Below are 22,868 nucleotides of genomic sequence, written 5' to 3'. Positions count from 1 at the left end.
TTTCTTTAGCACGCCTTAGGTCAGGCAACTGCACTGTTCACGCCCAGTAAAGGCGCATCGGATTGTCTACTAACAGCATTTTCTGCTGCTCTTTTGTGGGTGCAATCTTTTGGATGAAATCCACCAGCGCACCGTCATCAGGCATATGAGATTTCATATTCGGATGCGGCCAATCTGTGCCCCACAGAACCCGATCCGGGAACCGCTCGACGATCTCGGCACAGTAGGGCACCACGTCACTGTAAGGCGGGCCTTGCTGTGAAAGGCGTTCCGGGCAGGTCACCTTGGACCAGATGTTTTGATTTTCATCCATCAGGCGGATAAACCGCTGAAAGTCAGGATGATCCACCCCCTTAGAGACATCCGGTCGCCCCATGTGATCTACCACAACAGTGGTCGGAAGCTGCTTTAGAAACGGCTCAATCTCTTCCAGATCCTGAGCCTCGAAATAGACAACAATGTGCCAGCCAAAACCTTTGATCTTTTCTGCAATGTCCAGAAACACTTCTTTGGGGGTCGCATCCACCAGGCGTTTGACAAAGTTAAACCGCACGCCGCGCACGCCGGCCTCGTGCATATCGCGGATCTCAGCCTCGGTGATTTCAGGCCCAACCGAGGCAATGCCCCGCGCCAGATCGCCGGCCGCGCGGCAAGCGTCAATCATGGCGCTGTTGTCTTTGCCGTGACAGGTGGCCTGCACGATGACATTGCGTGAAAACCCCAGATGGTCGCGCAGCGCATAAAGCTCGGCCTTACCGGCGTCACAGGGCGTGTATTTCCGCTCTGGCGCAAAAGGGAACTCTGCCGCCGGGCCAAACACATGGCAATGCGCGTCCACGGCCCCTTCGGGCAGTTGAAAATCCGGTGCCTTTGGCGCGGGATGATACACCAGCCAATCCGGGTCCATTTTCTGTATTTCGGTCATGGATAGACCTCTCCGTCCATTAGTTTTCGGGCCGTCCGTAGGATCGCCGCCGAGGTGACGCTTCCGTTTGGGTCCAGTTTGGCAACGACTGTCATCTCACCAGCGGGATGTTCGATCGACAGCCTTCGCGTATCGCCTTGGCCGACCTCTGCCAGCTTATGCGCCGGCGTGCCCTCAATCAGGCAAGCCGTGGCGACACTGACGGCCCCCAATACACCGATTGTTTTATGACAGCGGTGCGGAATAAAGGTGCGCGTGGCAATCGCCCCACCCGCACGCGGCGCACTGACCATTGTCATTTTTGGCACCGTCTTTTCCGTCACATCACCCAGGTTCATCAAGCGGCCACAGGTCAGGCGGATAGCCTCAAGTTTCGCACGCAGAGGCGCGTTGGCCTCAAGCTCCTCCGGGCTTTCCTGACCACTTATACCCATGTCTGAGGCTCGCATCACCACGCAGGGCATGCCGTTGTCGATCATCGTCAACTCGACACCTTCGATAACGTCGACCACTTGCCCGGTTGGCAACAAAGAACCACAGCTGGACCCCACAGTGTCCTTGAATTCAATCGGAACACCTGCCGAGGTTCCGGGCACACCGTCAATTTGCGCGTCACCCCTATAGCTGACCACACCGTCCGGTGTCTGGACCTGCGCAACGGCAACCTGACCGGTGTTTTCCATGTAGATGGTCACCGGAGTTTCACCGTTCTGTGCTGCGACAAGACCGCGTTCAATGGCGAAGGGGGCGACACCAGCCAGCATATTGCCGCAGTTCTGCGCATCCGTCACGATGGGCTGATCGGTGACCACCTGCAAAAACAGGTACTCAACATCCACGCCCGCGCGATTTGATTTGCGGACCACGGCAACCTTCGAGGTCAAAGGATCAGCGCCGCCCATTCCGTTGATCTGACGCAGGTCCGGCGACCCCATAAGCCCAAGCAACAGGTCATCGCGCGCTTGAACATCGTCGGGCAGATCACCGGCCAGGAAAAAACCGCCTTTCGACGTGCCGCCCCGCATCCACATGGCCCGAATGCCATCAGACATATTTCAAACCCTTTTCGGCCAGCCGTCCCCGCATGTCGTAGATATCAAGCCCCAGCTCGCCAGCCTCAAACCGGGCGCGCTTGGCCGTTTCATTGGCTTCACGGGCACGCGCCTTTTCCAGAACCTCAGCGGCCTCCTCGCGGCGCACCACACAGACACCGTCGTCGTCGGCCACGATAACATCACCCGGATTTACCAGCGCACCGGCACAGACCACTGGCACATTGACCGAGCCAAGGGTTTCTTTGATCGTACCTTGGGCAAAAACGGCCTTGGACCAGACCGGAAAATCCATCTCGGTTAGATCGCGTACATCGCGCACACCAGCGTCAATAATCAAACCTTTACAGCAATGTGCTTTGGCTGAGGACGCCAAGAGATCGCCAAAGTAGCCTGCAATGCTGGGCGAAGTCGGTGCCAGCACCATGATATCGCCCGGCTGCAGCTGCTCGATCGCCACATGCAGCATCCAGTTATCACAGGGCGGAGCCGAAATTGTCACCGCGCTGGCAGCAACCCGCGCGCCAGTATAAATTGGCCGCATATAGGAGGCCAGCAACCCCTTGCGCCCCTGTGCCTCGTGCACGGTGGCAACGCCACAATCCGCCAGCCCATCAATCACGGATTGATCCGCGCGCTGGATGTTCTGAACAACAATACCTTGGGTTCCGACAGGATAGCTCATGCCAATTCATCCACGGTCTGCGGGAATATCATTTCAAAACCTTCGGCGTATTCCGCCTTGCGACCGCCAGCCATCCCGCCCGAGTTGCGGCGGAAATGGTTGCCCCGGTTTTCAGCCACATTGGTATAGAAATCCCACAAGTGTTCCTGACCCTGCATGCATTCAATGGCGGCACGCTTCTTGTCCCAGACCGGGGTAATGTCGAGGAAGACATTCGGCTTCCAGCCCATCTGTTCCGTCTGATGCGGTTCAAACAGATAAAGTTGCGGTGCACCCAGCACCTTTTCGCCCGGGTTGTGCCCCCAGGCCTGGGCAATCATCCGGCATTCCAGCGCAAACTGCGTCGTGTTCATGTGGTCGGTATTATAGGGATCCCACTTCGAGTGGCTCATCATCCACTTGGGCTGAACTTCACGGATGATATCAACCATCTGGTCCTGGGCATCGCGGTCCAGACGCAGCGGATAATCTCCCAGATCCAGAAACCGAATATCATTGACACCCAGTGCGTCAGCGGCAGCCTTAGCCTCTTCCTGACGGACTTTCTTAACCGTATCCAAGGTCATGCCATCCTGCTTCCACAGCTTGGCACTTTCACCGCGCTCCCCAAACGACAGGCAGGCGACGGTCACCTCATAGCCAAGCTCCTGATGCAGGGCGATTGCGCCGCCACAACGCCAAACAAAGTCTGCCGCATGCGCGGAAATTACCAAAGCGTTTTTCTTGTCAGCCATTTGTCAACGTCTTCCACGGTTTCTACAGGGTGTCTTAAATCTAGTAATAATCCACCCTGATGACCACTTTGAATCCTGACAAGCCTATTTGAATTTGGTAGACAAATGACAACTTGGCGCGACGTGAAACGAGAATAGTACAGATCGATGTCAGACTTTCCCCATATCCGATATCTCTACGTGGTCCGGGAAGTCTATCGCCATCAACGGATCAGTGCCGCTGCCGAAATCGTCCATCTGTCACAACCGGCAGCCACCCAGTCGCTGGCCAGAGTGGAAGAGCTTTTGGGGGCGCAATTGTTCACGCGCCAGCCAAAGGGCATGTTTCCCACCGAGATCGGCAAGATATTCGAAGGCCGTCTGAACCGCATTCTTGAACACCTTCGGCGCGGCGACAGCTTGGCCCGAAAGAAGGCGGCGCGAAAGGGCGTCCACGCCCCCCGGTCAGCCTTTCACAAATTCTGCTCGCCAGTTCAGCTCAGGGCCTTAATCGCCATCGCAAAGACAGGCAGCTTCAGTCAGGCCGCATTTGAATTGGGAGTCAGCCAACCCGGAGTACACCGCGCCATTCGTGAGCTGGCGTCTCTGTCTGGTCTGACATTATTCGACCAGACCCGAGGCGGTGTTACGCTCACCGCAGCTGCCGAAGTTTTCACTCATCAGGTCCGGCTGGCCATGAGCGAATTCCAGCAGGCAGTGTTTGAAATCAATGAACATCTGGGCCTGGATGTCACGCGCATCAATCTGGGGTCCCTGCCCCTGTCCCGCACAACCATACTGCCTGCAGCCATTGACGATCTGCTCAGCGAAGTTGGCGGCGGCGTACAGATCAACTGCGTGGATGCAAGATACCACGCCCTGCTAAAAGATTTGCGGTTTGGCGAGCTGGACTTTCTGCTGGGGGCCCTGCGCCCGCCGCAATCGTCCAGTGATATTGAGCAGGAAGAGCTTTTTGTCGACCGCCTTGCGGTGGTGGTAGCCCCCGATCACCCCCTGACCAAAAGAAAAACTGTCGCCCTGCAGGATACCCTCGACTTTCCCTGGATAGCGCCCCCCCGCGAAACACCGTCCGGTGCATATCTATCAGATCGTCTACACATTCAGGATATGACCAATACCCCGGTGCGCATCGTCTCTAGTTCATTGGTGTTACTGCGCGGGTTGCTGTCACGTGGAGATTACATTTCGATTGCCTCTAAACGGCAGATCCAAGTCGAAGAGCAAAACGGAACACTGGTCCAACTGCCAATTGACCTGCCCGAGAGCGAGCGGGCGATTGGATTTACCTTCAGAACCGGATGGACGCCGACACCGGTTCAACAGCGGTTTCTGGAAATCATTCGTCAGAAGGCCGCAACCGAATGACGGGCAAGACGTCGAATTTGCGCGCAGACTAACAAAAACAAATATCGTTGAATGCATTCAAATTCCATAATGGGCCCGTCAGGTGTATATACGGCCCCAACCGTCTTTTGACTCTTGCTGCGACTGTAAGGGATGGCAATGGGCAGCGGTCGTACATCTGGCGTCAGATTATAGCGACCCCGGCGCCTTTTGCAGCTTTTTCGCCCCAAGAGGCACAGAACCAACACAGGGAAACGAAAAATGAGAATTTGCGTAGCGGGTGCCTACGGCGCGTTTGGACTGAAACATCTGGACGCATTGGCTCAAATCGAAGGTGTCGAAGTGACCTCGGTGATGGGGCCAACCAAAGCCAAGATCGAGGCGCTGGCAGCTGCGCGTGGCATCGGACACGCTGGCACCACCCTCGGGGACTGCCTGACACGTGATGACGTTGACGCGGTGATCCTGTCAACCCCAACACAAATGCACGCCGCTCAGGCTATTGCTTGCATGGAGGCCGGAAAGCACGTGCTGGTCGAAATCCCAATGGCCGACACGCTTGAGGACAGTCTGGCCGTGGTCGCCAAGCAAAAGGAAACCGGGCTGGTTGCCATGGCGGGTCAAGTGCGCCGTTTCAATCCAAGCCACCAGTGGATCAAAAATAAGATCGACGCCGGCGAGCTGAAAATCCAGCAGATGGATGTGCAGACCTATTTCTTCCGCCGCACCAACACCAATGCCAAGGGCGAGCCGCGCTCGTGGACGGATCACCTGCTATGGCATCACGCCTGCCACACGGTTGATCTGTTCCAATACCAAACTGGCGGCAAAGCGGTCAAAGCCTTTGGTCTTCAGGGCCCAGCGCATCCCGATCTGGGCATTGCCATGGACATGGCAATCGGCTTGAAATCCGAGGACGGCGCGATCTGCAATCTGTCGCTATCGTTCAATAACGACGGACCGTTTGGCACCTTCTTCCGTTATATCTGCGACACCGGAACCTACATTGCCCGCTACGACGACCTCTATGACGGCAATGAAAACCAGATCGATCTCAGTGACGTTGCCGTCTCGAATAACGGCATCGAGCTCATCGATCGCGAATTCATCTCGGCGATTCAAGAAGGTCGCACGCCCAATGGCTGCGTAACTGACGTTCTGGCCGCGATGGAAACACTGGATCGTATCGAACAAACCATGGCGTAATCAACAAGGCCCGTCGCAAGGCGGGCTTTGCTGAACCCAATGCGCCTTAGCCTCCCAGGTTTTGGCGAAATGCACGCGGGGACAGGCCAGTTGCCCGCTTGAAAACCCGGCTGAAATAGGCCGGGTCACCAAACCCCAGCTGATAGGCAATTTCTGAAATCCCCAGGTTGGAAAAAGCCAAGTTTCTTCTTGCCTCTCGCATCAATCGCAACTCGATCGCAGCCGAAGCAGGCTGTCCGGTTGCCTGGCGCATCACGCGGCTAAGGTGGGTTGGTGTCACCGCCAGAAGATCGGCATAACCCGCAACACCAAGGTGTTTCAAATGGTGCTCTTCCACCAGCATCTCAAATCGCCGCTGCAACCCATGATCAGCGTGGGACACAATCGGTTCCTTGCCAGCGATTGCCCGTGCCACCAACCCGGCCAGAACGGCGGACAGTGCCCGCAAGACATGGGCACGGGCAAATCCCCGACCTGGGTACTCAGCAAAGATATAGGCAACAATGCCCCGTATCTCACTGGAGTATTTAACTAAATCAGGCTGTTGCAACACCGGTCTCAGGCCTTCTGTATCATTTAGATTCTCGGCCAGAAGTTCAGATGCCACAGTCACCACCCACCCCTGCGTTCCAGGTTCAAACGTGAATCCGTGCACCGTCCCCATGGGGATATTCACCAGATCACCGGATGTAATCGGATGGCGATTCTCTTCGATCTGGACCTGCCCGGACCCCGAATCCAACAATAGAAATTGATGTAGGTGACCATGCCGATGCGGCGAGAACTCCCAATTGTGCACCAGGGACCGCGCCTCGATGGTCTCGCAGTGGACGACGTCTGGCAGATCCTGACGTTCCCCAAACAGGTTGAAGTTTTCGATAACTGACATGTTCGAATCATACCAGTTTATGCCGGATGAATCCATTCACTTGGCCGTCGTTTCCGCTCAATATCGGCAAAAGGTCTGGAGGACTGCGAAATGAACATGAAAACCAAAGTCGGAATCATCGGTGGCGGGCCCTCAGGTCTCTTGTTAGGTCAACTGCTCGATCTGATAGGGATCGACAATATTGTGCTCGAGAAACACAGCCGGGAATACGTTCTTGGCCGGATTCGCGCAGGTGTTCTGGAACACGGGTTTGCCGAATTGATGCGCGAAGCCCAATGTGGTGACCGCATGGATGCCGAGGGCGAAATTCACGATGGGTTTTATATTGCCGAAGGCGGCAACAAGCGGCGTGTTGATCTGGCCGGGCATACCGGTGGCAACTCGGTCATGGTTTACGGTCAGACCGAGCTGACCCGCGATCTCTATGAAGCCCGTGAAAAGATGGACGGCAATATCATCCATAACGTCGAGGACGTGAAGCTGCACGACCTGAAAAGCGACGCACCGCATATTACCTACAGCGATGGCACTGACACCATCCGCATCGATTGTGACTACATCATCGGCGCAGATGGATTTCACGGTGTCAGCCGAAAATCGATCCCCGCCGATGTCCTGGTAGAGCACGAGAAGGTGTACCCGTTTGGTTGGCTTGGCGTTCTGAGCCGCACAAAACCTGTGTCACCAGAATTGATCTATGCCAAAAGCGATCGCGGTTTTGCTCTCTGCTCGCTGCGCAGCCAGGTTTTAAGCCGCTATTACATACAGGTGCCCCTAACGGAAACAGCTGCTGACTGGTCTGATGATGCCTTTTGGACTGAACTAAAGGCCCGTTTGCCTAAGGATGTCGCCGACGGATTGGAAACAGGCCCGTCGATTGAAAAAAGCATTGCCCCGCTGCGCAGTTTTGTGGCCGAGCCGATGCGTTATGGCAGCCTGTTCCTGGCCGGTGACGCGGCTCATATCTTCCCTCCGACCGGTGCCCGGGGGCTGAATTCAGCTGGCAGTGACATCTATTATTTGTATCACGCCTTGATGGATCACTACAAAGATGGTGATGACACCGGGCTGGACAGCTACAGTGAAAAAGCCCTGGCCCGCATTTGGAAGGCACAGCGCTTCAGCTGGTGGATGACCACGCTTCTTCATAAGCTTCCGGACAATACAAGCTATGAAAACAAATTGCAGCAAACCGACATGGATTATCTGTTCTCCTCCGAGGCGGCGCTTAGCTCGCTGGCGGAGAACTATGTCGGGTTGCCATTCTGATTTCCAAACGTGAGCAGGGTCAACCCTCCCTGCCCTTTCGGCGAATACCTGTCCTCACCGAAAGGGCGATCTGGAACGCCCGCTGCTTTGGCGCCTACATCACCGCACCAATCTGCCACGGGACAAATTCAACTGCACCATAGCCCAGCATCTCGCTTTTGGATGGGCGACCCGAGGCAATCTCAAGCATCAAGCGGTAGATCTCTTGCCCCTTCGCCTCAAGCGTCGTGCCGGTCACGATGTCCCCGCAGTTCACATCCATGTCTTCTTCCATGCGCTGATACATATCGCTATTCGACGCCAGCTTGATACAGGGCGTAGGCTTGTACCCCGACGCCGATCCACGACCCGTTGTGAACACTATCAGATTTGCGCCAGATGCCACCTGCCCGGTTACCGAACACGGGTCGTATCCGGGGCTGTCCATGAATACAAAACCCGGCCTGTCGATCGGCTCTGCGTATCGGAAGACACCATTCATAGGCGCCGCCCCCGCCTTGGCCACCGCGCCGAGGGATTTTTCCAAAATGGTGGTCAGGCCGCCACGTTTGTTGCCCGGCGACGGGTTGTTGTCCATCTCACCAAAATTGCGGGCTGTGTAATCTTCCCACCAGGCAATACGATCCAGCAATGCCGCGGCAATATCTGGCGTAGCGGCGCGGCTGGTCAACAGATGTTCGGCACCGTAGATCTCTGACGTTTCGGATAAAATTGACGTGCCGCCCTGGGCCACCAACAAGTCCGAGGCCACCCCCAAGGCGGGATTGGCGGTAATACCAGACAGCCCGTCCGAGCCACCACATTGCAGCCCCACTGTCAGTGCCGAGGCTGGCGCAGGCGCGCGCTGTGCCTTGTTTGCCTCAACAGCAAGCTCTCGCAAGATGGGTTGTGCGGCCTCAACCGTGGCCCGCGTGCCACCGGATTGCTGAATGGTCATGAACCGAAACCGGGTCTCATCGCGGATCCCCTCATGGCCAACCAGTGTCGAGATCTGCATGACCTCACATCCCAGCCCAATCATCAGGATGGCACCGAAATTTGGATTCTGTGCATAGCCTGTCAGCGTGCGAAACAGTGTTTCATAGCCTTCACCTTTAGAAGACATCCCGCAACCAGACCCATGAGTGATCGGGATGATCCCGTCAACATTTCCAAATTCTTTCAGCAACTCCGTTTTCTCAGCGACCTCGGCCACGAACTTTGCGACCGAGCCGGCACAATTGACCGAGGTCAAAATACCAATGTAATTGCGCGTCCCCACACGGCCAGAGGGCCGGTGATATCCCATAAATTGGTCCGCGCTCTCACTCGGCACGATCTGTGGCAGCTCTGTAGCCAAGGCATGTGATTGCTTATGGTCGCCCATCCCAAGATTGTGGCTGTGGACATGCGCGCCCGCTGGAATGTCCTCGGTTGCGCGACCGATAATCTGGCCGTACTTCAGAACGTTGGTCCCCGCAGAGATCGGCGTTCTGGACACCTTATGTCCGGCAGGCACCGGCTGAGTAACTTTACCCTGCCCCTTGCCAAGGTCGTCACCGGGGGCCAGTGGTGCAAGGGCAACGGCAACATTATCCTCTGCGTTCAAGACAAGCACTGGATGGGTGTCACTGGTTACACTCATAATTTCACCACCACCTTGATCAGGGTTTCCCGGTTATTTGCAAGTGATCTGAACCGGTCGGGCAGCGCATCCAGCGCAAGGATCTCGGAACACAGTGCCTCTGTATCAATATCCCCGGCACGCATCGCCTGCATGACCTGATCAAAATCACCCTTCAAGGCGTTCCGGCTGCCGATGATCCGGGTCTCGCGTTTGTGAAACTCAGCGTCTTCAAATGAAATCTTATCCTTCACCACACTCACCAAAACATAACTGCTGCCATGCGCCAGCAGCGGAAATCCGGCCTCAATGGCCTGGGCATTGCCCGTCGCATCAAAAATCACGTCAAACCCATCGGCAAGCGGCCCCTGTGCAGCAGAATCCACGTCCTGATGCAGATTTGTAAAGCCAAATTTCTCTCTGGCCAATTGCAGCCGCGCAGCGCTTAGATCCAACAAATGGACCTCGGCCCCGGCAAGCCGCGCAAACAACGCAGCGCCCAACCCGATGGGCCCTGCCCCCGTCACCAGCACACGATCCCCTTTGGTCACGTCCGAACGCCGCACGGCATGTGCTCCGATGGCCAGGAATTCGACCATCGCCGCCTGTATCTCTGTCAAACCATCGGCGGGGTATAGGTTGCCAATGGGCACTGCAATCCGGGCACAAAGCCCACCGTCACGGTGCACGCCCAGTACCTCTATCTTACTGCAACAGTTCGGCTTTCCACGCTGGCAGGCACGACAGTCACCGCACGACAGATAGGGGTTCACAGCAACCAGCGTTCCCGCTTTTAGCTCACCTGCATCCTGATGCACGATACCGCTCAATTCATGGCCGATGACGCGCGGGTACTGCAGGAATGGGTGCTTACCCTCGAATATGTGATAGTCTGTGCCACAGATCCCAACCGCGCTGATATCGATCAGCGCCCATCCCTGTGGCGCCGAGGTGGGCAAATCATATTCCCTAAGGGTAAACTGGCCGGGTTCCACACAGGTTCCACACAGCATTTTGGTCGTAGCAGCCGGGGCATCTTGAACGATATTCACTGCGCCACCTCACCGTTACGAGGCGTCCAGCCGTCGGGCAAATCACCTTTGATAATAAGGCTCAACACGTCATCCTTTGATACTTCGTCAATTTTGTAGGACCCGACATTGCGACCCTTGTTCATGACCATCACCCGGTCACACAGTTCAAAGACATCCGCCATATCGTGGCTGACCAGAAAGATCCCAATGCCCGCCGCGCTCAGTTTCTTGATCAACTCGGCAACCATGGCCGTCTCGGATGGTCCCAGTGCGGCTGTTGGTTCATCCATGATCAGGATATTTACATTGAAATAGATGGCTCGAGCAATTGCGATGACCTGACGCTGACCACCCGACAGGCTTGAAACAGGATCACTCAGATTCTTGAAATTGGGGTTCAGGCGATGCAGCACTGCCCGCGCCTCTTTCATCATCCGCTTGTCATCCAGATTGCCTAAGGGTGTTTTCAACTCACGCCCAAGGAAAAGGTTGGCAGGCGCATCCAAATGATCCGCAAGGGCCAGTGTTTGATAGATCGTCTCGACCCCGAACTCGCGGGCCTCGTGGGGGGACTGAATTTGGGCACGTTCGCCACGCACCCGAATTTCACCGTTGCTGGGCATCATGGCCCCGGACAGGATCCGCATCAGACAGGATTTTCCTGCCCCGTTATGGCCCAGAACACCAACAACCTCGCCGGGGTAAAGATCGACCGATACTCCATCCACCGCACGCACACCGCCAAAGTGTTTTTCGATGCCGACCATTTCGACAAGCGGTGTGGGGGTCTGTCTGTGCATATTCATAGAACCGGCTCCGGGTCTTAAGTAAAAGGGCCAGCCAGCGCCCAAAGATACAAACGGGCAACGGCTGGCCAGGGGAGGTTAGTACAGGACGTTTTGGGCGACCGGATCGTCAATGTTGCCCTTGGTGACAAGAACAACGCCAGTGTCGATGAAGGACTCGACGGACTTCCCGTTCAGGACGTCGATCACTGCATTCACACCCAATTCACCCATTTGAAACGAGCCCTGAACGGCAGTTCCAAGCAGAGTTCCATCGCGCACGAAATCTTGCAGATCGCCGTTGCCGTCGAAACCGATGGCCGTCACGGTCCCAGCTTTGCCCGCTTGCACCAGGGCACGGCCCATGCCAACAGCGGTTGGCTCATTCGCGCCAAAGATCCCAACCAGATCCCCGTTTGCGGCCAAAATATCCGTGGTTTGGTTCAGTGCCGTCGCCATTTGCGACTGCGAGTAGAACGGACCGACAACTTCAAGATTGGAGTGAGCACCAAGCTGTTCGACAAAACAACCAACACGGCCAATTTCGGATCCCACACCTGCAACATAGGACATGACGGCAACTTTGCCTTCGGTGCCTACTTTTTCAATCATCTGATCTGCCACCAGTTTGCCTGCGGCACAGTTGTCTGTCGACAGGAACGCCTGGAAAGTGCCTTTTGCCCCGTCAGACAGGCCGGAGTCGATGATGACGACTGGAATACCTGACTCATAGGCACGTTTGACCGCCGGTGTCAGGGCATCAGGGTCGGATGGGGCCAGAACAATACCCGAAACACCCCGGTTGATCGCGTTTTCAACAAGGTTGACCTGGTCCGCGATCGCGGATTCAGACGCCGGGCCATTGAATGTGAAAGTATGGTCAGACTGCGCCTCGATGGCTGCGCTTGCGCCTTTATTGACGTTCTGCCAGAAATTTGAGTTCGTCGTTTTCACAATAACAGCGATCTCCCCCGCCATTGCCGTTACTGGCAACATCGCAATCGTTGTCGCAGTAAGTACAGCTTTCAAAGATGTTTTCATGGTATTTTCCTCCCGTTGAAGTTTGGTATTCGACCGCTTACCGGCGGCTACGGATCTGATCGATGTAGACGGCAAAGATGACGACAAAACCGATTACAATCTGTTGGATAAAGGCAGACACTCCGGCCATATTCAGGCCATTGCGCAGGACGCCGATGATGAAGGCGCCGATCAATGTGCCCGATATTGCCCCCACCCCTCCCATTAGAGATGCACCGCCGATAACGGCTGCGGCGATGGCGTCGAGCTCATACATGACGCCCTCATTGGGCTGGGCAGTGACAAGCCGGGACATCAGGACAATCCCGGACAGGCCCGCAAGGGCACCGGACAGTGAGTAGGCAATCATCTTGGTCCGGTCGACTTCGACACCTGCCAGACGTGCGGCCTCTTCATTGGATCCAGTGGCATAGATATGGCGTCCGATCTGACGACGGCGCAGCATATACGAGCCCAAAATTGCGACGACCACGAGTAGGATCACCGGATATGGGATGCCAGGGAAGACGACTTTGGGAAACCCATTGGCGCCCATTTCAACAATGCGGAACAAGGCCCCATTGCCAAGAACCCCAAACGCTTCTCCCAGGCGGGAAATTGGCGCGGCACCTGTAAGCTGCAAGGCGATACCGCGCGCAATCAGCATCATTCCAAGCGTTGCAACAAAGGGTGTGATCCGCATCTTTGTGATGACAAACCCGTTGAACAACCCGCATAGGGCACCAACGATAACGCCACAAAACATGGCGGGAAGTACCGGCATGCCCGATTTGACCAACATGCCGGTTACCGTTCCCGACAGCGCCAGAACCGACCCCACACTCAGATCGATGCCACCAGTGATGATGACCATTGTCATGCCAATCCCAAGCAACCCTATCACCGACGTCTGAAGCATAATGGTCAAGCCATTGTTCACAGACAGAAATGCCGGATTCCCGAAGGCAAAAATTGCGACCAGAATTAAAAGCGTGAGTGCCGCTGATAGCTTGTGGAACATCTCGGGCTGTAGCCTAAAACGCGCGCCCTCGGCCCGTGCCCTTGCGATGACTTCATACATCCCACATCTCCCGTGGATTGGTATTTAATAATTGAAAACCATATTGCTCAACAACAGGCCGCGCTGTCAATTGTTTTTTATTATTGTCGACCGCATGGGAATTTTGGTAGTATATATAAGCTGTTAAATATGAGGTTTAGAAATGGCGAGAACCGACGAACGCTTCAGAACGGCCTATAATGCGCTGCTAGACGTCTGTTCGAATCTGGCCCGCACCGACAAACTTCCCTCGGAACTCAGTCTGGCCGACAGGTTGGATGTCAGTCGAACCGTTGTCCGTTCAGCCCTGCAACGTCTGGATGGCGAGGGTATCATCGACTGGAACGGCCGCGACAAAACGCTGCTGCGCAAACCGCGCAAGTCGGATCGATTGGATGTCAGAACTGAGCAGGTTTCAGAGGACGAACTGGAAAGCCAGTTCCTCGACTGGATCTTGCGATTTGACGTCCCCCCCGGCACCGCCCTGAACGTCACCGATATGGCCCGTAAATTTAACGTACCCCCCCATTCCCTCCAGGAATTCCTTGCCTCCCTCAGCCGCTTTGGGCTGGTTCAAAGACGGCAAAAGGGTGGATGGGAGCTGGTCGGGTTTACCACTGACTTTGCGGTCGAGCTTTCGGATTTTCGCAATATGCTCGAATTGAATGCGATTTCACAGCTTGTATCACTGCCCGATGATCACGAAATCTGGCCGCAACTGGACGCACTTGAAGCCGATCACAAACAACTCGCTGAACAGATCGACAGCCGCTACCACGACTTCTCGTTGCTTGACGAACGGTTCCACACGACCATTGGGAAAATCGTGCAAAACCGGTTTGTTGAGGAATTTCAAAAGGTCATATCGCTAGTGTTTCACTACCACTACCAATGGGACAAGAAAGATGAACGCGATAGGAATGAGGCCGCCATTCAGGAGCATCTGAGAATACTGGATGCCATTCGCACCCGTGATGAGGCCGCCGCCTTAGACGCCGCCCGCGATCACCTTAAGACATCCAAGCAAACGCTGCTTTCGGCTTTGCGCATCCATGGCCGCGCCCAATAGTTACCGATCTTCCATGGGCGTAAAAATACCATCTGCCCCATCCGGCCACGGGGCATCCAGAGCATCCAGGTTTCGTGTCAGGGATTTTGATTTGGCAGTGCCCAGCAAAACAGAAGCCGCAGCAGGATGGCGTACCGCGAACCGCAAAGCTGCGGTTGCCAGCGGCACCCCGACGGCGTCCGCACGCCGTTGAAGTTCGGTGACTTTGGCCAGTACCCCAGCCGAGGGCGGGGCATAGTCAAAATGTGCTCCGGGTACTGGCCCGGTGGCCAGGATGCCGGAATTGAAAATCCCACCCAGAACTAGGCTTGTTCCTTTGGCCCGGCACAGGTCTACAAGCTCCTCTTCCCCGCTGCGATCCAGCAGCGTCAACCGCCCTGCCAGCAGGATGACATCAATATCAACCTCGCGCATCACCTCCAGGCAGACCGCATTCTCATTCACACCAAGCCCAAAGGCCCCAATCCGGCCCGCGTTTTTCAGGGCCTGCAAACGATCCACCCCGCTGTCCATCAGATCGGCAAAATGCGCCACATTGGCAGCGCCATGGGTGTAGCTGCCGATATCGTGGACATACAGGATATCAATGCGAGAGGTCCCAAGCCGCTCACAACTTTGCTCAAACGCGGCCTCGATACCATCGCCGGAATAGTCATATCGCACATCATTGGGCAGCGGATGCACGAACCCGTCCGCCTCATCCAGTGCCCCACCCGGGGATAGACGTCGGCCCACCTTTGTCGACACCACATAATCGTCCCGATTTTTCCCACGTAGAAATGCCCCCAACCGCATCTCCGACAATCCGCGTCCATAATGCGGGGCAGTGTCAAAATAGCGAATGCCCCGGTCCCAGGTGCAGTTGAGAAGCGCGGTCACGTCATGATCGGACACCTCGCGGTACAGATTGCCAATGCTTGCGCAGCCAAAGGACAACTCAGATACCTCTACAGCCGTTTTGCCGATTTGATTTCGCTTCATGTCCGATCCTTTGATTTACGAATGTGATCCACAATGGCGGTGAGCCTTGGGCGCGCGGTGGCGTTGTCTTGCGTAGCAGACCAGTCCAGAAATGCGCCGATGCGCCGATGCACTTTCTCGGGATGGTTCTGGGCAATATCTGCCAGGCGGTGGTCTAGATACGGGTTTGAAAACCGGTCCAGAGTGGTCGCAACATAGGCCTGCGCCTCTGGCCCCAACCCTCGGGCTGCAAATGCAGGCAAGACCTCCTGGGCATACAGGTTCTCCAGATCGCCGCGCACGGCGGGATCTGACAGCAGATCACGGACGAATTCCGCCCCCTGTCGACCGCGTTGCAACCATCCCTCAACAAGGTAACTGTGACCAAGATTAAGGATGTACAGCTTTAGCGCCTCGGTCTGTTCCAACGTAGCCACCACCGTGATTGCGGGATGCGCGCAGGGCAAACGCAGCCCCGGGCAGTCTTCTATTGCCCACAAGGCATAGGGCTCAGCCACAGCACCGGCAGGGTGCAGGGGTTCGGACACGATGCGATCCACCAGCGAGTTGACGAACCGTACCTCTGCTTCAATCCAGGCCGCAAACTTGGCAGACAGGGGTGCGGCAATCTCCAGAACACGGTGCCTTAGTGCAGTACCATTCTGCGCCACCAACTCCGTTGGCATCACCTGAATAGGCTGTCCACCAGCCTGGAACCGACCTAACAAAAGATGCGTCAGCTTGGCCGGATAAGACATGTCCTGACTAAAATCCAGTTTGGTGTCAGCGGCTTGTGGCACCCAGCCGGCATCCCCGGTGTTGGACAGGATGATTTCCGCCTCAAACGCCACAATGCGCTTCACCTCAGCAATATCAGTCGCTGTCGACAGCGTCCGGGTCACGCTCTGTACGCGGGTCTCAAACGAGACCTGTTCACCATTTTGCAGGCCCTGAACCTGGACTGGATATCCCGCAGGGTCACTTAAGGCCGCCAACCGACGGGCGCGCGTCGCCTCGCCACTGGACTGCACAACGCAAATTGGGCCCAGCGCCTCGCCGCACTGCAATGCTTCTGAAATGAACAGATCAGCATGCGCCTGCAGGAAACGGCTGGTCCCAAACTGGATGATCGGAGTGATTGACATTGCGGTCTCCTTCTTGCATTGTGTTTTTAATTATTACAAACATAAAGTCAAGCAACTCCAAATACGGACCAAAACCATGATCATCGACGCCCATCAGCATTTCTGGCACATCGCCCGCGGTGACTACGCATGGATGGATGACAGCGTAGCCCCCATCCGACGTGATTTCCTGCCCGCAGACCTGACCCAGATCGCGGCGGCATCTGGCGTAACAGGTACAATTGTCGTCCAGGCGGCGCCGACAGTGGCGGAAACTCAATTTCTTCTTAGCCTGGCAGCCGGGTCCCCATTGATTTGTGGGGTGGTCGGATGGGTCGATCTAGAGGCGGAAGACGCCGAGGCAACGCTGCGGGAGTTGGCGCAGAACAAATGGTTCAAAGGCATTCGCCCGATGTTGCAGGATATCGAAAATACCAAGTGGATTCTGCAACCCAAGGTCCAAAAGGCTCTTAAACTTGCGGCTGATCTTGGGCTGCGGCTGGACGCATTGGTGACACCGCGCCATTTGGACGCGATTTCTCAAATCGCCGAGGGCATCCCGGCCTTGCCGATTGTGATCGATCATTGCGCCAAACCAGTGATCCAAGGCGGTCAGGACGCCGGGGAGAACTGGCGCGCCGGCATGAAGCAGCTGGGCGGCCATCCCAATGTGTTTTGCAAGCTGTCCGGCCTGGCCAATGAATACGGCAGCGGGTGGTCGGCCCAGACATTGCAACCGGTTTTTGATCACGTCTATCAGTGTTTCGGCCCGGACCGGATGATGTGGGGCAGCGATTGGCCAGTGCTGAACCTCGCGGGGGACTATGCTACCTGGGTCAAGGTCGCGCAGACGCTGGCGGCTGACCTGACACAGGATCAACAAGATCAGTTATTCTCGCAAACCGCGCACATATTCTACGGCTTGGCAGATAGTCAGTGACCCACCTCGCACGACCCAGTCGCCAAGCTATCGCTACAGTAATGACCCAGTTGGAGACCCAAAATGGTTGAGAGAATGGGAATGGTCATCGGGCTGCATCCCGAGACACTCACAGAGTATAGGCGTTTGCATGCCGCCGTCTGGCCACAGGTGCTGGATCGGTTGCGCCGATCTAACATCACCAACTACTCAATCTTCCTGCGGCAACCAGAAAACCTTCTGTTCAGCTACTGGGAGTACACCGGATCAGATTTTGCTGCTGATGACGCTGCAATAGCCGCCGACCCGGTGACGCAGGATTGGTGGAAACTGTGCGGGCCAATGCAAAAACCACTTGAATCCCGCTCTGATGGAGAGTGGTGGGCCCCTATGGAACCAGTATTCCACCTTGATTAATCACTGATGGGCCTGTTGTGACAGGGCCGGACAGAGGTCCGCTCGAAGATGGTTTCCTGTTGAAAAGGCAATATCAGTTGCTTCTGGTTCCCATGCGGGCAGTTGATATATCTGTAATCGTCGCCTCGTCAGTCCCACCCGCTTTGGCTTCAACAGACATCCAGTCCTGATCCGCCAATAGTTCCTGGATGCTGGACGATGCCATAGGCCGACCAAAATAATATCCCTGCACTTCCTTACAGCCCTGATCCTTCAAGATGCGGGCTTGTTCCATGGTTTCAACACCTTCGGCATTGGACGTCATGCCTAGGGATGCTCCCAGATCAATCACAGCCTGAATGATGCTGTCAGCTTCGGGGCTATGGCCAAGACCGGCTGTAAAGGATTGGTCTATCTTAATCTTGTCAAAGTCAAACCGGCGCAGGTAGTTCAGGCTTGAATAGCCGGTCCCAAAGTCATCCATTGCGATGCGCACGCCCATATCTTTTAACTGGGTCAGGATCGCTATGGTTTCTTCGGTGTTCTGGATCAAGATGCCTTCCGTGATCTCAATTTCCAATCGACCCGGCTCTACGTTCTCGTCTGCAAGCGAGCTCCGGATCAATTCCAAAAGGTTTGGTGACCGGAATTGCACCGGCGAAACATTGACGGCAAATTTCAATTCAGGCCAATCCCGCGCGTGAGCGCAGGCACTACGGATGACCCATTCACCAATCGGGATAATCAAACCGGTTTCCTCGGCCAAACCGATAAACTGATCAGGCGGAATGCGCCCTTCGGTGGGATGGTTCCAGCGCAACAGGGCCTCGACACCCACAATTTTGCCAGTGGCCAGGTCAATCTGCGGCTGAAATTCCAGATCAAGTTGATCCGAAGTCAAAGCGATCCGAAGATCGGATTCAAGCTTTTTGCGGATCAACAGTTGCTGGTTCATCTCCTCGGCGTAAAACTGAATGGACCCACGACACTCGTTTTTTGCACGGTATAGGGCCAGATCTGCCTGCTGCAGCAGTGTTGTAGCCTTGATATGGCTACCATCGGTCAAAACGGTAATTCCGACGCTGGTCCCAATGATTGCCTCGTTGCCATCCAGATCAAAGGGCCGTGACAATTCGGCCGTGATCAAGTTTGCAAGCTGGGTCGCGCCACTTGGTTGATCAGCCGACTTTTGGACAATGGCAAATTCGTCGCCCCCTAGCCGCGCTAGTAAATCATTACTGTCCAGCAACGCTATTAGCCGTTCTGTCGCCTGCTTAAGAAGGTCATCCCCCGCCGCATGCCCCAATAGATCATTGACGTCCTTAAAGTGATCAAGATCCAAACAAAGAACCGCCAAGGGAGTTTGTTGCCGATCAACGTCTGCAATGGCGTTGATCAACCAATTATTGAACAGGGATCTGTTCGGTAATTCCGTAAGCGGATCATGACTGGCCAAAAAGGAAGCATGCTCAATCGCTTGGCGTAACACTCTAAGCGGAAGCGTTCGCATCCCAATGAAAACGAGCCCCCCAAGAAGGGTTGAAAGGAAGAAGACTGCCAAGCTGCGATAGGCCAAGGGGCGAATACTGTACGTGACTTCAAGGCGCCCGGCCTCAATGCCCGAGTCAAAAAATGCATGAGACGTCAGGATTACCGGGCTGGGTATGGAGGCCATTCCAACCTGGGCGACAAGTTGCCCGTCGACATCGAAAACTTTCCATATCTCGGTGTCCTCATAGCCGCCCAGAAATTCAGTAATTCTGAGCGTCTCAAAGTGCCACATTAGCGGATTGCGGCCGACAAGCTGGCTTATATCCTCAGAATTCATGTCTGCTTGAGCAGTGGTTTTTCCGTGAACGAACTGCAGCCCAAAGTAAAAATACGATACCGGCACAAGGATCGATATCGCCAGAGAAACAGCAAACGCAAATGCCGTTGTCAGGCGTACGATACTCGGATCTACCAAATCGGACTGACTGTTTTCCTCAAACATTGGATTTCCTATCCGGCCGGTGTGAACGCATAGTCAGACAGCAGCGCGCGGCCTTCGTCTGAGTAGACAAAGTCACGGAAGTCCGATGCAAGGGGGGAAATGTTGTCAGTCGAAACCAGGTAGAACGTTTTGGTGAGTGGCCCGTCAGGGGCATTTTCAGAAGTGTCAGTCGGATCATGGCCATCAAGCGATAGAATGTTCAGACGGCGATTTTCGGTTGCGATCTGGCCCATGGGGATCATACCCAATGACCCTTCCAAACGCTCCAACAATGCAGCATTTTCCTGATCGTTGGTCGCACTGACCAGGCCGGGGCGGTCCAGTGCGATGCCAACCGCACGATCCAATTCGACAGACAGTCCCCGCAGAATACGCGTGTCAGATTCTGCGGCGGGACGCATAACCAGACGAATGGGCCTGCCATCAGCCCAGTGGGAAATCGTACCGTTATAGACTTGCTCAAGCTGTTCGGTCGTAACCCCGGTCACATCATTGCCACGGGTTGTCGCAAATACCAATTGTGTTCTGGCATAAGCTTTTGCCGACGCACCAGCCGCAGTTTCCTTATCTTTCAGTGGCCGGGCACTCACGCTGAGATCTATCGCCTGAGCAACCAACGCTTTAACGCCGCCACTGCTTCCCAGGCTGGGAAGCACTTGAATCGTATTACCCGGATTACGGTCTTCAAAAGCTTCGGCAAGAACCGACATACTACCAAGGGCTGCACCCGTCCCGCCAATCCGCAAAGTATCAGCACAGGCAATGCTTCCCGAAAACAACGCTGCAACCGTTGCGCCAACCTGTACTGCGAAGCTGAGTGTCACCTTGGCCATCTGGGTGCCTCCTATTTCAAAACTTAGAATATATGACACCAAATTTCTTAACAAAATATGCGCGATCGGCAGCTCGAACCTAGCCCCGTTCACCAAGGGCGCTGGACCAGTGCCTACACCTGTGGATAAGCCCAACAAACCAGCAGGACAAGGCGATACAACTACCTATGGTTGTTCTTCCTCAACGCATTCCACAAGAGCACCACTCTGTTAAACTTAGAAGGCTCTCCTGAAAACCAGGTGAAACTCCGCTGCTCCAGCCACGTGGTCATTTCCATTTTTCGAACGATGCATTGCCTGTCATCGGCCCCGCAGCTACCCGTCACACCGGTTCGATTTTGCAGTCCCCCGACTCAGATTTGCGTTCTGCGGATCAAATGTGATCACAGAAATCCATTGTAAAAAGTGCCACTTTCCATGCATCAGATACTGTTGGGGGTCTGACCACCCTTTCGTCATGTCCAGATGCATTCAGGGTCCAGCCTCTGCACAGCCACTTTACCAACCGATGCCCCTCGCGGGCCTGGAACTCTCGGCATTTCAACCGATGCCTACACCGAAGCCCAAATCCAAAAAGCTTTCGCCCTTTGGTTGATGGGCCCACGTCGAGTAGGCCAGTTACAAAATGATATAGTGCCGCGTTTTGGACCCTCGCAATTGGGACAGATCGAAGGACAGAAAGGCAGCGATTGCGAAACCCGCTGACAGCACCCCTCGAAGGATATCCCCAGGCAAATTGCCCGAATTATTTGCTTCCCTGCTTATTCAGCATGTTTCGCGAAGTTGAGATATTTGACCGGCGTGATGGCCACCACAGACCGTGGCAAGCGTCGCTTGAAGGATGCGTCGCTTTTCGCGTTCTCACGCGTGGGTGGCAGGGCACCCGCCTGCCCCCAAGCACAGATATGGACCAAAATGCGGGCCTTCGGGGAATATCAGCGCGCTAGGTATGCGATGCTATCACATTGATGCCAATCCCGCTCAGGACTTGCCCAACGGTCTGATCATATTCTTTGATTGTTTGGGTCAGCCAATTTTGAAAATATCTCTCAGATTTCGACAGGGTTCGCCCAGACGGGTAGCAGATTGAATACCGTTCCGAGCTGCGCAACCCGATTTTGAACGGCGCAACAAGACGGCCACTGTCAATCGCAGGCAAGCACAGGAAACTGTCTCCGATTGTGATACCAGAGCCCGCCAAAGCGGCTGACAGACATAATGTGGTTTCATTAAAGCTTGTATAGGACGCCTGCGCGCCCGGATTTTCCAGATCCGCCTTATCAAACCACTCGGACCAGGGATTGTAATTTTTGTCGATCAGAAAATGGGCGTTATGATAGCGGCCATGCTCGGTGATATGCGCGACCTGATAGTCTGGCGTACAGACTGGGATATCGACCCAGTCACACAGAAAATCCTCGACGAGTGTTTCAGTCTCATAGCACCCTTTAGGTCCGTAAAAGATCCGAAAGCTGAAATCCTCGCCTTCACGCAGCTGGCCATTGTGTTCGGCGTTGACCTCGATGGATATGCCGGGGTGCGCCACCAAAAAGGCCCCAATGCGTTCTGCCAGCCAGGATGATGCGAAATCCCGTTCCACGAGGATTCGGACCGTTTTGGGGTGATTGGAATGCTCGATTACCTTTTGGGTACTGGCAGAAATTATATCAAAGCCCTGGCGCAGCCCGGCCGCAAGTTCAGTGCCCTGCGTCGTCAGTGTGACTTTGGGGCCTGATCGAACGATCAATTGGCACCCCATCAGGACCTCCAGGCCCTTGACCTGCTTGCTGATCGCCGGGCGTGTCACATTCTGCTTTCGCGCTGCCTCGGTGAACGACCCCAGTCGGGCAACAAGGTCAAAGGCACGCAGGGCTGTCAGAGAGGGTGAGTGAGACATAGGTTTATAGTAACCTCAAGTTACGATAGTGTAACCGTAATAATTTCGTGTTTCCAGATTTGTTTCGTAAC

General features: G+C 55.2%; 21 protein-coding genes. 6 read left to right on the top strand and 15 right to left on the bottom strand.

Translation table 11 applies throughout. The annotated features are described in order from the left end of the window. Positions 1-37: 37 nt before the first annotated feature. Genes EBB79_RS03535 through EBB79_RS03520 form a run of 4 tightly spaced genes read right to left on the bottom strand, consistent with a single transcriptional unit; the run spans position 38 to position 3,396 of the window. Entirely contained in the window at positions 38-925 is an 888-nt protein-coding gene (locus EBB79_RS03535; protein WP_194085518.1) for an amidohydrolase family protein, read from the bottom strand. After that, a complete protein-coding gene (locus tag EBB79_RS03530) occupies positions 922-1,977 on the bottom strand; it encodes a 4-oxalomesaconate tautomerase (protein WP_127747610.1) in 1,056 nt (351 codons plus the stop codon). The genes EBB79_RS03535 and EBB79_RS03530 overlap by 4 nt, the downstream gene beginning before the upstream one ends. Next, entirely contained in the window at positions 1,970-2,662 is a 693-nt protein-coding gene (gene ligK / locus EBB79_RS03525) for a 4-carboxy-4-hydroxy-2-oxoadipate aldolase/oxaloacetate decarboxylase (RefSeq protein WP_127747609.1), read from the bottom strand. The genes EBB79_RS03530 and ligK overlap by 8 nt, the downstream gene beginning before the upstream one ends. Beyond that, entirely contained in the window at positions 2,659-3,396 is a 738-nt protein-coding gene (locus EBB79_RS03520) for a PIG-L deacetylase family protein (protein ID WP_127747608.1), read from the bottom strand. Before EBB79_RS03520 ends, ligK begins: the two co-directional genes overlap by 4 nt. Positions 3,397-3,543: 147 nt before the next feature. Between EBB79_RS03520 and EBB79_RS03515 the strand changes: the two genes are divergently transcribed. Together EBB79_RS03515 and EBB79_RS03510 are read left to right on the top strand one after the other, a co-directional pair. Continuing rightward, complete coding sequence (locus EBB79_RS03515; RefSeq protein ID WP_127747607.1) at positions 3,544-4,761, top strand: LysR family transcriptional regulator; 1,218 nt, start codon at positions 3,544-3,546, stop codon at positions 4,759-4,761. A 240-nt stretch (positions 4,762-5,001) separates the two neighbouring features. Then, a complete protein-coding gene (locus tag EBB79_RS03510) occupies positions 5,002-5,946 on the top strand; it encodes a Gfo/Idh/MocA family oxidoreductase (protein WP_127747606.1) in 945 nt (314 codons plus the stop codon). A 46-nt stretch (positions 5,947-5,992) separates the two neighbouring features. On the opposite strand, the gene EBB79_RS03505 is transcribed toward EBB79_RS03510, so the two are convergent. Further along, positions 5,993-6,835, bottom strand: a complete 843-nt coding sequence (locus EBB79_RS03505) for a helix-turn-helix domain-containing protein (protein ID WP_127747605.1) — start codon at positions 6,833-6,835, stop codon at positions 5,993-5,995. Positions 6,836-6,931: 96 nt separating this feature from the next. Between EBB79_RS03505 and pobA the strand changes: the two genes are divergently transcribed. Continuing rightward, positions 6,932-8,104 carry a 4-hydroxybenzoate 3-monooxygenase gene (gene pobA, locus EBB79_RS03500; RefSeq protein ID WP_127750860.1) on the top strand — a complete coding sequence of 391 codons (1,173 nt, stop codon included), beginning with the start codon at positions 6,932-6,934 and terminating at the stop codon, positions 8,102-8,104. Between the two features lie 94 nt (positions 8,105-8,198). On the opposite strand, the gene EBB79_RS03495 is transcribed toward pobA, so the two are convergent. The 5 genes from EBB79_RS03495 to EBB79_RS03475 form a co-directional block, all read right to left on the bottom strand. After that, a complete protein-coding gene (locus EBB79_RS03495; RefSeq protein WP_127747604.1) occupies positions 8,199-9,728 on the bottom strand; it encodes a UxaA family hydrolase in 1,530 nt (509 codons plus the stop codon). Continuing rightward, complete coding sequence (locus tag EBB79_RS03490) at positions 9,725-10,759, bottom strand: zinc-binding alcohol dehydrogenase family protein (RefSeq protein ID WP_238704987.1); 1,035 nt, start codon at positions 10,757-10,759, stop codon at positions 9,725-9,727. The genes EBB79_RS03495 and EBB79_RS03490 overlap by 4 nt, the downstream gene beginning before the upstream one ends. After that, complete coding sequence (locus EBB79_RS03485) at positions 10,756-11,547, bottom strand: ATP-binding cassette domain-containing protein (RefSeq protein ID WP_238704986.1); 792 nt, start codon at positions 11,545-11,547, stop codon at positions 10,756-10,758. Before EBB79_RS03485 ends, EBB79_RS03490 begins: the two co-directional genes overlap by 4 nt. 78 nt (positions 11,548-11,625) lie before the next feature. Continuing rightward, positions 11,626-12,567: an ABC transporter substrate-binding protein gene (locus EBB79_RS03480; RefSeq protein ID WP_127747603.1), complete on the bottom strand. Its 942-nt coding sequence runs from the start codon at positions 12,565-12,567 to the stop codon at positions 11,626-11,628. Positions 12,568-12,604: 37 nt separating this feature from the next. Continuing rightward, positions 12,605-13,627: an ABC transporter permease gene (locus EBB79_RS03475; protein ID WP_127747602.1), complete on the bottom strand. Its 1,023-nt coding sequence runs from the start codon at positions 13,625-13,627 to the stop codon at positions 12,605-12,607. 142 nt (positions 13,628-13,769) lie between these two features. Between EBB79_RS03475 and EBB79_RS03470 the strand changes: the two genes are divergently transcribed. After that, positions 13,770-14,675: a GntR family transcriptional regulator gene (locus EBB79_RS03470; protein WP_127747601.1), complete on the top strand. Its 906-nt coding sequence runs from the start codon at positions 13,770-13,772 to the stop codon at positions 14,673-14,675. Here EBB79_RS03470 and EBB79_RS03465 read toward each other — a convergent pair whose 3' ends face one another. Together EBB79_RS03465 and EBB79_RS03460 are read right to left on the bottom strand one after the other, a co-directional pair. After that, positions 14,676-15,656, bottom strand: a complete 981-nt coding sequence (locus tag EBB79_RS03465) for an aldo/keto reductase (protein ID WP_127747600.1) — start codon at positions 15,654-15,656, stop codon at positions 14,676-14,678. Further along, a complete protein-coding gene (locus EBB79_RS03460) occupies positions 15,653-16,780 on the bottom strand; it encodes a mannitol dehydrogenase family protein (protein WP_127747599.1) in 1,128 nt (375 codons plus the stop codon). Before EBB79_RS03460 ends, EBB79_RS03465 begins: the two co-directional genes overlap by 4 nt. Before the next feature lie 76 nt (positions 16,781-16,856). Between EBB79_RS03460 and EBB79_RS03455 the strand changes: the two genes are divergently transcribed. Beyond that, a complete protein-coding gene (locus EBB79_RS03455; protein ID WP_127747598.1) occupies positions 16,857-17,699 on the top strand; it encodes an amidohydrolase family protein in 843 nt (280 codons plus the stop codon). A gap of 63 nt (positions 17,700-17,762) precedes the next feature. Further along, a complete protein-coding gene (locus EBB79_RS03450) occupies positions 17,763-18,095 on the top strand; it encodes an L-rhamnose mutarotase (protein ID WP_127747597.1) in 333 nt (110 codons plus the stop codon). Between the two features lie 73 nt (positions 18,096-18,168). On the opposite strand, the gene EBB79_RS03445 is transcribed toward EBB79_RS03450, so the two are convergent. From EBB79_RS03445 to EBB79_RS03435, 3 genes are all read right to left on the bottom strand, one after another. Continuing rightward, positions 18,169-20,067 (bottom strand): putative bifunctional diguanylate cyclase/phosphodiesterase, encoded by a 1,899-nt coding sequence (locus EBB79_RS03445; RefSeq protein ID WP_127747596.1) that lies wholly within the window; start codon positions 20,065-20,067, stop codon positions 18,169-18,171. A gap of 8 nt (positions 20,068-20,075) precedes the next feature. Further along, positions 20,076-20,900, bottom strand: a complete 825-nt coding sequence (locus tag EBB79_RS03440; protein ID WP_127747595.1) for a PstS family phosphate ABC transporter substrate-binding protein — start codon at positions 20,898-20,900, stop codon at positions 20,076-20,078. A 943-nt stretch (positions 20,901-21,843) separates the two neighbouring features. Then, complete coding sequence (locus EBB79_RS03435) at positions 21,844-22,797, bottom strand: LysR family transcriptional regulator (RefSeq protein ID WP_127747594.1); 954 nt, start codon at positions 22,795-22,797, stop codon at positions 21,844-21,846. Positions 22,798-22,868 lie beyond the last annotated feature (71 nt).

The organism is Parasedimentitalea marina (assembly GCF_004006175.1).
Classification (GTDB): domain Bacteria; phylum Pseudomonadota; class Alphaproteobacteria; order Rhodobacterales; family Rhodobacteraceae; genus Parasedimentitalea; species Parasedimentitalea marina.
Note: the sequence above shows the minus strand (reverse complement) of the source record. Positions and strands in the feature narration are given on the sequence as shown.

Excerpts from the sequence above, each read along its gene's own strand:
- EBB79_RS03535 (WP_194085518.1), bottom strand. The coding sequence starts at position 925 with ATGACCGAAATACAGAAAATGGACCCGGATTGGCTGGTGTATCATCCC.
- EBB79_RS03530 (WP_127747610.1), bottom strand. The coding sequence starts at position 1,977 with ATGTCTGATGGCATTCGGGCCATGTGGATGCGGGGCGGCACGTCGAAA.
- ligK (WP_127747609.1), bottom strand. The coding sequence starts at position 2,662 with ATGAGCTATCCTGTCGGAACCCAAGGTATTGTTGTTCAGAACATCCAG.
- EBB79_RS03520 (WP_127747608.1), bottom strand. The coding sequence starts at position 3,396 with ATGGCTGACAAGAAAAACGCTTTGGTAATTTCCGCGCATGCGGCAGAC.
- EBB79_RS03515 (WP_127747607.1), top strand. The coding sequence starts at position 3,544 with ATGTCAGACTTTCCCCATATCCGATATCTCTACGTGGTCCGGGAAGTC.
- EBB79_RS03510 (WP_127747606.1), top strand. The coding sequence starts at position 5,002 with ATGAGAATTTGCGTAGCGGGTGCCTACGGCGCGTTTGGACTGAAACAT.
- EBB79_RS03505 (WP_127747605.1), bottom strand. The coding sequence starts at position 6,835 with ATGTCAGTTATCGAAAACTTCAACCTGTTTGGGGAACGTCAGGATCTG.
- pobA (WP_127750860.1), top strand. The coding sequence starts at position 6,932 with ATGAAAACCAAAGTCGGAATCATCGGTGGCGGGCCCTCAGGTCTCTTG.
- EBB79_RS03495 (WP_127747604.1), bottom strand. The coding sequence starts at position 9,728 with ATGAGTGTAACCAGTGACACCCATCCAGTGCTTGTCTTGAACGCAGAG.
- EBB79_RS03485 (WP_238704986.1), bottom strand. The coding sequence starts at position 11,547 with ATGAATATGCACAGACAGACCCCCACACCGCTTGTCGAAATGGTCGGC.
- EBB79_RS03480 (WP_127747603.1), bottom strand. The coding sequence starts at position 12,567 with ATGAAAACATCTTTGAAAGCTGTACTTACTGCGACAACGATTGCGATG.
- EBB79_RS03475 (WP_127747602.1), bottom strand. The coding sequence starts at position 13,627 with ATGTATGAAGTCATCGCAAGGGCACGGGCCGAGGGCGCGCGTTTTAGG.
- EBB79_RS03470 (WP_127747601.1), top strand. The coding sequence starts at position 13,770 with ATGGCGAGAACCGACGAACGCTTCAGAACGGCCTATAATGCGCTGCTA.
- EBB79_RS03465 (WP_127747600.1), bottom strand. The coding sequence starts at position 15,656 with ATGAAGCGAAATCAAATCGGCAAAACGGCTGTAGAGGTATCTGAGTTG.
- EBB79_RS03460 (WP_127747599.1), bottom strand. The coding sequence starts at position 16,780 with ATGTCAATCACTCCGATCATCCAGTTTGGGACCAGCCGTTTCCTGCAG.
- EBB79_RS03455 (WP_127747598.1), top strand. The coding sequence starts at position 16,857 with ATGATCATCGACGCCCATCAGCATTTCTGGCACATCGCCCGCGGTGAC.
- EBB79_RS03450 (WP_127747597.1), top strand. The coding sequence starts at position 17,763 with ATGGTTGAGAGAATGGGAATGGTCATCGGGCTGCATCCCGAGACACTC.
- EBB79_RS03445 (WP_127747596.1), bottom strand. The coding sequence starts at position 20,067 with ATGTTTGAGGAAAACAGTCAGTCCGATTTGGTAGATCCGAGTATCGTA.
- EBB79_RS03440 (WP_127747595.1), bottom strand. The coding sequence starts at position 20,900 with ATGGCCAAGGTGACACTCAGCTTCGCAGTACAGGTTGGCGCAACGGTT.
- EBB79_RS03435 (WP_127747594.1), bottom strand. The coding sequence starts at position 22,797 with ATGTCTCACTCACCCTCTCTGACAGCCCTGCGTGCCTTTGACCTTGTT.